This window comes from Bradyrhizobium sp. Ken51, assembly GCF_055807435.1.
This window is the reverse complement of the sequence record NZ_JBVVPB010000008.1, coordinates 251586-261264: the sequence shown is the minus strand read 5'-3', so window position 1 is coordinate 261264 and position 9679 is coordinate 251586. Positions and strand designations below refer to the sequence as shown.

7 protein-coding genes and 1 pseudogene are annotated in these 9679 nt (G+C 64.0%); 3 read left to right on the top strand and 5 right to left on the bottom strand.

Annotation, left to right across the window (positions count from 1 at the left end; genetic code table 11):
• Window positions 1–1248 (top strand): oxalate decarboxylase family bicupin (locus AC0L27_RS16665; protein ID WP_473319696.1); only part of this gene is annotated, 1248 nt, incomplete at its 5' end.
• A 114-nt stretch (window positions 1249–1362) separates the two neighbouring features.
• On the opposite strand, the gene AC0L27_RS16660 is transcribed toward AC0L27_RS16665, so the two are convergent.
• The 5 genes and pseudogenes from AC0L27_RS16660 to AC0L27_RS16640 all read right to left on the bottom strand — a co-directional run bounded on the left by AC0L27_RS16660 (window position 1363) and on the right by AC0L27_RS16640 (window position 5294).
• Window positions 1363–2043 carry a YoaK family protein gene (locus AC0L27_RS16660; protein WP_354129795.1) on the bottom strand — a complete coding sequence of 227 codons (681 nt, stop codon included), beginning with the start codon at window positions 2041–2043 and terminating at the stop codon, window positions 1363–1365.
• An 18-nt stretch (window positions 2044–2061) separates the two neighbouring features.
• Window positions 2062–2900: pseudogene (gene fdhD / locus AC0L27_RS16655) on the bottom strand (formate dehydrogenase accessory sulfurtransferase FdhD).
• 214 nt (window positions 2901–3114) lie between these two features.
• Window positions 3115–3615, bottom strand: coding sequence for a Dps family protein (locus AC0L27_RS16650; RefSeq protein ID WP_199198253.1), 501 nt, complete (start codon window positions 3613–3615; stop codon window positions 3115–3117).
• A 63-nt stretch (window positions 3616–3678) separates the two neighbouring features.
• Window positions 3679–4242, bottom strand: coding sequence for a cytochrome b (locus tag AC0L27_RS16645; RefSeq protein ID WP_473319694.1), 564 nt, complete (start codon window positions 4240–4242; stop codon window positions 3679–3681).
• Window positions 4239–5294 carry a catalase family peroxidase gene (locus AC0L27_RS16640; protein WP_473319693.1) on the bottom strand — a complete coding sequence of 352 codons (1056 nt, stop codon included), beginning with the start codon at window positions 5292–5294 and terminating at the stop codon, window positions 4239–4241. The genes AC0L27_RS16645 and AC0L27_RS16640 overlap by 4 nt, the downstream gene beginning before the upstream one ends.
• 358 nt (window positions 5295–5652) lie before the next feature.
• Here AC0L27_RS16640 and AC0L27_RS16635 point away from each other — a divergent pair, with 358 nt between their 5' ends.
• A complete protein-coding gene (locus AC0L27_RS16635) occupies window positions 5653–6546 on the top strand; it encodes an SDR family NAD(P)-dependent oxidoreductase (protein ID WP_473319691.1) in 894 nt (297 codons plus the stop codon).
• A gap of 199 nt (window positions 6547–6745) precedes the next feature.
• Window positions 6746–9619 (top strand): ATP-binding protein, encoded by a 2874-nt coding sequence (locus AC0L27_RS16630; protein ID WP_473319690.1) that lies wholly within the window; start codon window positions 6746–6748, stop codon window positions 9617–9619.
• Window positions 9620–9679 lie beyond the last annotated feature (60 nt).

Here is a 9679-nt window from a genome sequence, read left to right as displayed (position 1 = left end):
TCCCGACGTGATTTGCTGGCCATGTCTGCGGCAGGCGCCGCCATGGTCGGCTCCGGCGCACAGGCAGCAACCTTCGGCAATCCAGACGAGCCACCGCAAGGCGCAATCAACGGCAAGAGCCCCGGGAGCCTGACCGATCCCGGTCCGCAGAACCCGGCCCTCGCTGAACAGTTTCCCTCCGTCCAAACCCCGCCCGCGACCGACGTCGGCGGCCTGCCGATGGATTGGGCTTCGTTCAACAACGCACCCAGACGGATCCAGGATGGCGGCTGGGCGCGGCAAGTCACCGTCGCGGATTTCGCGATCTCGAAGGAAATCTCCGGCGTCAACATGCGGCTGTCCGCAGGCGGCATCCGGGAGCTGCATTGGCATCAGGCGGCCGAATGGGCGATCATGACCTACGGCAGTTGCCGCATCACCGTGCTCGACACGCAGGGACGTCCCTATGTCGGGGACCTCAAGGCGGGCGACCTCTGGTATTTCCCACCGGGCGCGCCGCATTCGCTGCAAGGCCTGGGGCCCGACGGCTGCGAATTCGTGATCTGTTTCGACGACGGCCACGCCAATGAGTTCAACACGCTGCTCGTGACCGATTGGCTCGCCCATACGCCGCCCGAGGTGCTGGCGAAGAATTTCGGCGTTCCGGCCGACGCCTTCGCCAGGATTCCGCTGCACAATCGCTGGATCTTCCAGGGCACGGTGCCCGGCGATCTCGCCGCCGATCGTGCTGCAATTGCCAAGCACGCCGAAGCACCGCCCTATCCGTTCATCCATCCGCTCGGCAGTTCGGCGCCGGTGAAGGAGAGCTCAGCCGGCAGCATCCGCGTCGCCGACAGCAGCAACTTCAAGGTCGCCACCACCGTCGCTGCGGCGCTTGTGACGATGCCGCCGGGAGCAGTCAGGGAGATGCATTGGCATCCGAATGCCGACGAGTGGCAGTATTATATCAAGGGCAAGGCGCGGATGACGGTGTTCGACACCGGCCCCAACGCGCTGACGACGGATTTTTCGGCCGGCGACATCGGCTATGTCAGGCGCAATCTCGGCCACTATGTCGAGAATGTCGGCGACACCGAATTGCAGTTCGTCGGCGTGTTCCGTGCGCCCCGCTACGAGGAGGTGTCGCTCTCCAACTGGTTGACGCACACGCCCCCGCGGCTGGTCGCCCAGCATTTCAACGTCGACGAGAAGCTGATCGCCCAGTGGCCCGACAACAGCCCGGGCGTCATGCCGAAGGCCCGAACGTAGGGAGCGTCGGACATAGGCGCCCTTATTCTGCCGACCATAGCGCCTCCGATATCGTCTATAGTGTTCGCCCACGGGCGAACGTATGCCCGTTTCGAAGCCTCTGGGCTCAGAGGGTCAGCCTTGGTCTCGCCGATCGCGATGCCGGCGGCAGAACCAAAGAACGTGCATCGACGATGCAATCGGCAGGGCAAGGCTCCACGCGCCGAGCCACCTCGTCGCGCAACTGCCGAGGGCGGCTCCCAACAGGAACATCAGGCTGAGCAGAAGCATGACCCCGGCGCCGCGTGCCGCATCACGATCGGATGTCGCGACGGACTGGTCGATGGCGCGGAACATGTTGCCGGTGACGGTAGTCGAGAGATACTTCCAACGCTCGACCTGCCGGAAGCTCGCTGACTGCAGCGCGACACCGAAGGAGATTCCGAGGATCGCGACCATATCCGGTACGCGATGAAGCAATAGCATCGCCGCTGCCAGGCAGACGATCTCTCCGAGGAGGCAGCGCAGCGGCGCCCGGATGCGGATCGCGATCGACGCGCCGAGGAGAAACGCGACCATCGGAAGCAGATGGTGGGCCGCCTGCTGCCATTGGCCGGACATCGCGTAGACGCCGATGAATACGACATTGCCGGTTTGCGAACTGGCAAACACGCCACCGAGCGAGAGCCAGGTAAAGGCGTCGAGGAAGCCACCTGACATGCTCAGAACCGAAGCGACGAGAAGGGATCGCTCCGGAGCGTAGACGCCGACGGGCGCCTCGACGTCCAGCGCGGAAGATGCGGCTTGCATCGCCATATTGGTCGGCCCGCGAGGTCAGAAGTCGGTGCGTCCCGCAGCCTCGTCAGGCAGCAAGACGCGGCGCGGGTGCGTGAAGACGCCATATCCGTCATCGCGGGCGATCGCGAGCAGCGTAATCCCCGCCTCGTCCGCAGTCCGGATTGCGAGTGCGGTCGGCGCGGAAACGGCCACGATGACCGGGGCGCTGATCATAGCCGCCTTCTGCACCATCTCGACCGAGACGCGGCTCGTCAGCAGCACCGCGCCATCGCAGGCCGATTTCCCTTCGCGGACAAGCGACCCGGCGAGCTTGTCGAGCGCATTGTGCCGGCCGACATCCTCCCTGACCAGAGCAACGCCGATGCGGGGATGCCAGAAGGCCGCAGCATGGACGGACCGTGTTTGCTGATTCAGGATTTGGAGGGGGGGGACAGCGCCTGCATGGCGCCCAGCAGGTCCCGTGCGTGAAAGGCGATGCGACGGCCCTGGACCCGTGACGGCGCGCGGCGCGCCTGTTCGAGGCTCTCGATGCCGCATAGCCCGCATCCGACCGGGCCGCTGATGGCGCGTCGGCGCGACGCCAAGGTCGCCGCACGGTCGCCGTCGAGCCACATCCGCACTTCCATGCCGAGATCGTTCGAGATCAGCTCGATGCTCCTAATCTCGCCTGCGCGGTCGATGATTCCTTCGGTGAGGCTGAAGCCGACGCCGAAATCCTCCAGATCGGCCGGCGTCCCCATCATCACCGCATGAGTCGAACCGTTGTAGGTGAGCGCGATGGCGCTCTCCTCGGCGACCAGTCGCGACGTCGACCTCGTGCGGCCGCCGCGCCAGGCAATCTCCCGGTGCCGCGTATACGTCGACTCCGTCATCATGGTTCATACCGTCGCCGGCTAGGGCGAATGGCGGGAGGAGTGAACGAAGCCGGGATCGGGTCGTAGAGTATGATGACTCCGGCCTTCGAAATCGACATGTCAGCCATGATTTGACTCTCGTTCGCACGACCGGTCCGCTGGTCATGAATGAGCGCAAGCCTACAAGGATCCGCCCGGGCTATCTTTTGAGGATGCAGCGACGGCTTGCCCGCACCTACGAACTCGGGCCACTCCGGCCGGTCTCGTACAGGAACCAGATCCGCCGCTCCGTCTCGTCAATCCAGTTTTCCAGCAGGCTTGCGGTCGCGACGTCGCCGTATTCATCGCAGAGCTCGTGGACCCGGCGCATCTCCCGCGTCAGCTGCTGGTTGTCGCTGCGCAGCTCGGCCAGCATGTCCTGCGGATCGACATAATCCGCGTCGTTGTCGAGAATGCGCTGCTCGCGCGCGATGTGGCCAATCGAGCGCAGTGTAGTTCCGCCGATCTTGCGTGCCCGCTCGGCAATGTCGTCGGTCATGGCAAAAATCTGCTCGGCCTGCTCGTCGAGCAGGAGATGATAGTCGCGGAAATGACTGCCCGATACGTGCCAATGGAAGTTCTTGGTCTTCAGGTACAGCGCGAAGACATCGGCCAGCAGCGCTCTCAGCGCGGCTGGAACGTCCCGGTTCGCATTGGCCCCGAGATCCGTCGGGCTTTGGAGATCTGCCTTGCTCATTGTCGTCACCCTTGTTGGAGATTGAGAAACTTTAGCGGCGCATTTCGCCGATGTGCGAAGCGTTCATTCCGCCGGCGTCGTCCTGTTCCGCGACGGCAGGAGCGCGATCGTCCCGAAGACGCCGTCGCGGCGGATCAATGCGTGGAACAACCCGGCCGCCAGATGCAGCAGCACGAGGGCAAAGAACGCAAATCCTAGATAGACATGAGCATTCCACAGCAATGTGTGCACGCGATCGCTCTGCGGCAGCAACGCCGGAATTCGGATCCCGCCATACAGGACGACCGGATAGGCCGCAGCCCAAAGCATGCCGAGACCCAGCAACGGCATGACGATCATGAAGCCATACAGGAGTTGGTGCGACAATCTCGCTCCCAGCTTCATCGCCTGCGGAAGATCTGCCGGCAACGGCGGCGCGCCGTAATGGAGCCGCAGCGCCAGCCTGATCACGACGAGGACCAGAAGCGTGACGCCGAGCGTCTTGTGGGTCAGGATCAGCGGCAGATATGTCGGCGTCACGGTGGACACCATGCCGACGCCGATGAAGAACATGGCAAAGATACAGGCTGCCATCAGCCAGTGCAGCAGCCGCTGAATGAGGGCGAAACGATGCGGAACGTTGCTCATGGCTTGACCGTCCCGGCTCGCGGATAGTCGCCGGCTTCGGCCGCACGCAAATCGTAGGACCTGCGGTAGACCGACGAGCGTGCAGCCGGGAAGGGATCGTCGGACACCCGGATTCCCTGAGGCAGCACGGTCGGATCGAAGTTGATGTCGCGGCAGGGCCCGTCCTGCTCCGGTTCGATCCGCTGCACGATGAGCGTTCCGACCTGCACCGTGCGGCGGCCCTCGGGCCATGGCTTGCTCGGGTCGGCGGTCGGATCGCCGGGATCGGCGACCGTCGTCATCATGGTCCAGCGTTGCGGGCCGGCGGTGCGGACGCGCTCCGCGATCTCCTGCTCGAGAAAATTTGGACCGCGCTTTTCCAGCTCGGCTTGCGAAACCGGAACGGGCTGCACAGTGGGCAGTAGCGACCATCGCACCGCGTGCTCCGCGCCGTTCGCATTCGTGAAGATGAAACTGTTGAGCCCGTGGTAAGGCTCCTCCGCATAGCTGGTGGTCCAGGGCGCCGTCTTGGCCCAGGTCGCGAAGGCGGAAAGTTCCGGATTTGCCTGGATGAAAATCTTCATCGCGTCCGGCTCCTTCTTGGCTGATGCAATCAGCAGGTCGTGAAACGCCTGCGGCGTCGACACTGCAAAGAACGGCGGGTTGATCAGCGCCATCCGCCACTCTTCGCCGTCCGCCGCAGCGATCTGCAATCCCAAACCGCGCACACGGACAGTTGCATCCACGGCGTTCGGATCGGCAGTGCCGAGATTGAAGCGGCCCAGCGCCGGATACGTGCCGCGCGCAAAGACCCTGGCCCGCGAAAGTTCCACGCCTTTTCCGTTGGCCTCGAAGACGCCCGTGAAGCAGATCCCCTTCGCGTGATTTCGCCGGTGCCCGAGCGGTGCGCCGCTCGCAGGCGTGAGCGCCGAGATCATCCGCTCCGGCGTGAGGCGCCCGGGCGAGAGCCAGCCGGCAGTGTAGGCGAACGCGGCAGCTGCGCCTCCGAGGACGGCAGCGATTAACACGAGCGATCCGAGTCTCGAACACGGCGGTTTGCCTGATTGATTCATGCTTTTCCTTGCAACGAGCGAATTCCCCGCGGACGCTTCGCACGGCCCGTTCTGTCGAGCGGCTCAGGTTCCTTGTAGCCGGCCGCCACGGTTGCGATCTTCTGAAAGCCAACGCCAATTTCGCGAAGGCACGTTCGGGTCCGTTCGGTCAGCGGGTCACCCGTCCTCACCCGCTTTCGGGCTTTCTCGAAAAATTTCGTGCGATGTGGAAATCAGCCGCCGGGCTCGAAAGACCAGTCCGGCGCCCGACCGTATTTCAGAAGCTCTTCGCGCAAGGCCAGCGATCGATTGCCGAACGAGGAACGTGTCGCAACGGCGCTGGCGTCCCTGCGGAGGGTGGAATGCGATTGGGATGCGAATGCACAAAGTGATCATCGTCACAGGAGCTGCGAACAGCATCGGACGAAGCACCTGCAGGAAATTGGCGCAGGCCGGCCATACGGTCTACGTTTCATTGCAGGAAGCGGATGACCACGATGAGCACGGCGGCGCTGAGGCGGGAGACGAGGGCGGCAAGCATAGCGCGGATCTCCGAACCATCGCGTTCGACGTCTCCTCGGAAGCCTCCGTCAACTCGGCCATCGATGCCATCGTCGCCGAGAACAACCGCCTCGACGTGATCGTGCACAATGCCCGCCAGGTCCTCTACGGGCCGGCGGAGGCCTTTACACCGGCCCAGCTTGCCGAGCTCTACGACACCAACGTGCTGGGTGCGCAACGGCTCAATCGGGCCGCGTTGCCACAGTTGCGCAAGCAAGGCCATGGCCTGCTGATATGGGTCTCGTCAAGCAGCGCGCGAGGCGGCTCGGTTCCTTTCGTGGGCGCCTATGCTTCCTCAAAGGCCGCCCTTGACGCGCTGGCGCTCGGTTATGCCGGCGAGCTCGCGCGTTGGGGCGTCGAGACGACCATCGTCGTTCCCAGCGCGCTGGGGCCCGGCCATTATATTCGCTCCGGCCGGCCGCTGGACACCGTTCGGGCCGAGGAATACGCGGATGGTCCGACGGCCGATTTGAGCGAGATCGCGCTATCGGCACTTGCGCAGCTTCCGGCGAAGGATCGAACTCCGCAAGACGTCGCGACCGCCATAGCCGATATCGTCGATATGCAATTCGGACAGCGTCCGCTGCGAGTTCATTTCGGTCCGGACGACGACGGAGCCGCAGCCGTCGGCGCCGTCGCCGACGGCGCCCGTGCTGAACTGCTCCGCCGGATCGGATTGGAGGACATTCTCAAGCCCGCATTCATCGGATAGGGCGTGCGCGTCGTGACGTCGTACGTTCAAGCCTCAGACGAAAGTGATGGAGCCCGATGCTTTACCCTGAAACTACCGGATGTTACCGTCTGAGGGCCACTGCGTTCACACGTCTTGGTGTGCTGCCGAGTCATAGAACATGACGAGTCGTGCGCCGGGTTGATATCCGAAAATGGCCCCCCGCTGGCATAGCAACGACATGATGGCCCAAGCTGGCCGCTCCGCCCAAGACGAGCCCGCCTGGGAGATATTCCTCTTCGGGCCGTTTCGCCTCGACCCATTGCAGCGGCGGATTGAACGAGACGGAAGCCCGCTGCAACTGTCGGGCCGTGCGTTCGACATCCTGCTGGCGCTGGTCCGGCAGGCCGGCAACGTCGTCAGCAAGACGGATCTGATAGCCACGACATGGCCGGGCGCCAACGTCGAGGAAAACAGCCTGCGTGTCCATATCGCCGCACTTCGCAAGGCACTCGGAGATGGCAAGGGCGGCGTCAGATATCTGAGCACGATCTCCGGACAGGGCTACTGCTTCGTGGCTGCGGTCTCGCGTCCGGAACAAAGGCAATTTGCGCCGACCGATCCGACTTATGTCCACAATTTGCCGGCGCATCCCCGGCAGATGGTGGGGCGCGAGCAAGCCATCCAGGACATCTCGGAAAGGCTGAGAGCCCAACGCTTCGTCACGGTCATCGGCCCAGGCGGCATCGGCAAGACCACGGTCGTCGTTTCCGCGGGCCACGCCCTGCGCGCGGAATTCGCCGGCCATGTCCACTTCGTCGGTCTCGGCGAGACCGGCAACGCCGCTCCGGTGCCGGCGATCGTCGCATCGTCTCTTGGACTGCTGGCGCGATCGAATGATCCGACGGGCAGCCTGGCGGCATTCCTGCGCGATAGGCGCATGCTGCTCATTCTGGACTGCTGCGAGCATGTCATCGAAGCAGCGGCGGCGCTGGCCGAGCGGCTCTACCGGGCGGCCCCGGATCTGCACATCCTGGCCACGAGCCGGGAATTGCTGCGCGTCGAAGGCGAGTTCACCTACCGTCTCCCGCCGCTGCCGAGCCCACCGGAAAAGACCGTTCTCACGGCTGCGAACGCCCTCGCCTATCCCTCCGTTAAACTCTTCGTGGAGCGTGCGACGGCAGGAGGCAGTGAATTCGCGCTGACCGATACGAACGCCTCTGATGTCGGCAACCTCTGCCGTCGGCTCGACGGCATTCCGCTCGCCATCGAGCTCACCGCCGGCCATGTGGGCGCATATGGCGCGAGAGCGATGCTCCAACTCCTCGACCAGCACCTCAATTTGCTGTGGGAGGGACGTCGCACCGCACTGCCTCGGCACCGGACGCTGCGCGCCACCATCGAATGGAGCTACAATCTCCTATCCGAGCCGGAACGTGCGGTTCTCGGCCGGCTGTCGGTGTTCGTCGGCAGCATGACCCTGGACGGCGCCCGGTCGATTGCCGCGGCTACGGAGGACGACGACACGATCCTGGCGATCATCGACGACCTCGTTGCCAAGTCGATGCTTGCACTGAACACCGGCACGCAACCAACCCGCTACCGCCTTGCGGACTCGACGCGGGCATACGCGCAAGAGAAACTTGTCGCCAGCGGGCACGCTGGCGCGATCTCGCGACGTCACGCCTGCTACTTTCTCAATCTCCTTGAAAGGATCGGGAGCGAAGCGAACCGAGACCTTTCGGCGGTTGCCGAGGAATTCGGTAACGTCCGCGCCGCACTGGCGTGGTGCTTCTCCGACCAGGGAGACCGCAGAGCCGGCGTGGCGCTCGCCGCGGCATCGATACCGCTCTTCTTCAAGCTGTCGCTGCTGGCAGAATGCGAGCTCTGGGTCACCCGCGCCATCGAAGCACTCGATGAAACCAATGGAAGCACAAGGCAGGGCCCTGTCCTTCACACTGCGCTGGGCGCCGCCCGCATGCTCATGGGACAGCTGGATGAATTGGGCGCAAATCACCTCCGCCGGGCGCTCGAGCTGACGGAAAAGATCGGCGACATACCAGGCCAGATCCGCTTGATCGACCAGTTGCATCTGCTGCAATTGTTCGTCGGCAAATATGATGATGCACTTGGCACCGCCAAACGCGGCGAAGCCATTGCGCTGACCAGCAGCGATTCCGTTGCGGTGGCGCGCATGCGCGTGTTGCTCAGCATCTCCTGTCAGTATCTCGGCAAGTTCGCGGCCTCTCGCTCATACATCGACGCGGCGTTGCGGCATCCGGGCCTGGATGGGGAGGTCCTTAGCGGACTCACCCTCGAATATCCCAAACGCGCTCAAATCACCCTTGCTCGCGTCCTCTGGCTTCAGGGACATCCCGATCAGGCGACGCGACTGGTGCGCCGCGCGATCTCGGATGTCGTCGCAGCGAACCATCCGGTCATCTTCTGCAGAGCGCTGCCATGGGCGTTCGGCGTCTTCTTCTGGAATGGCGACCTGGAGGATTGCGAAGAACATATCGACAGGTTCGTCCTCGAGGCTCGAAGGCACAACCTCGCCATTCTCCAGATGGTCGGCGAGGCCATGAAGGGGATTACACTGCTGGCCCGAAACGAGACCGGTATCGGGCTCGCTATGCTGAAAGGCTCGATCGAGAGGCTGCAAGGCCTGTGCTTCGGCGCGGTCGCGGGGTTGCGCATGCCCCTCGCCGAAGCTCTGGCGGCGACAGGTCACGGCGACGAAGCCCTGCACACCATTGATCAGGCGATTGCCGAGGCCCGGCACAGCAACTTCATGATGGACATGCCCGACATGTTGCGCGCGAGGGCGGAAGCGCTGATGCACAAGAGCAATCCGGATCTTTCGCGGGCGGAGCTGAGCCTCGTGCAGGCGCTCGACCTCGCCCGGCATCAGGGAGCCCTGGGCTACGAGCTTCGCGCGGCGATCGGGCTTGCGAGATTATGGCAGCGAGGCGGCCGCCGCCAGAAGGCGCACGATATGCTTGCGTCCGTCTATCTGCGATTTACGGAGGGGTTCGATACGCGCAGCCTCAAGATGGCGAGAGAGTTGCTTGCCGAGCTGAAGCCGGCGCGCCCGTGCGCGTCTGCGGCCAGATGACCCTCTCCTGATCGCGCAAGCGCGCTTTGCGCCAACCGAGCGGCGCTCTTAGAGGCCGCA

Bases quoted from the DNA above. Each gene is read 5' to 3' on its own strand.
- AC0L27_RS16660 (WP_354129795.1), bottom strand. From the start codon at position 2,043: ATGGCGATGCAAGCCGCATCTTCCGCGCTGGACGTCGAGGCGCCCGTC.
- AC0L27_RS16650 (WP_199198253.1), bottom strand. From the start codon at position 3,615: ATGAGCAAGGCAGATCTCCAAAGCCCGACGGATCTCGGGGCCAATGCG.
- AC0L27_RS16645 (WP_473319694.1), bottom strand. From the start codon at position 4,242: ATGAGCAACGTTCCGCATCGTTTCGCCCTCATTCAGCGGCTGCTGCAC.
- AC0L27_RS16640 (WP_473319693.1), bottom strand. From the start codon at position 5,294: ATGAATCAATCAGGCAAACCGCCGTGTTCGAGACTCGGATCGCTCGTG.
- AC0L27_RS16635 (WP_473319691.1), top strand. From the start codon at position 5,653: ATGCACAAAGTGATCATCGTCACAGGAGCTGCGAACAGCATCGGACGA.
- AC0L27_RS16630 (WP_473319690.1), top strand. From the start codon at position 6,746: ATGATGGCCCAAGCTGGCCGCTCCGCCCAAGACGAGCCCGCCTGGGAG.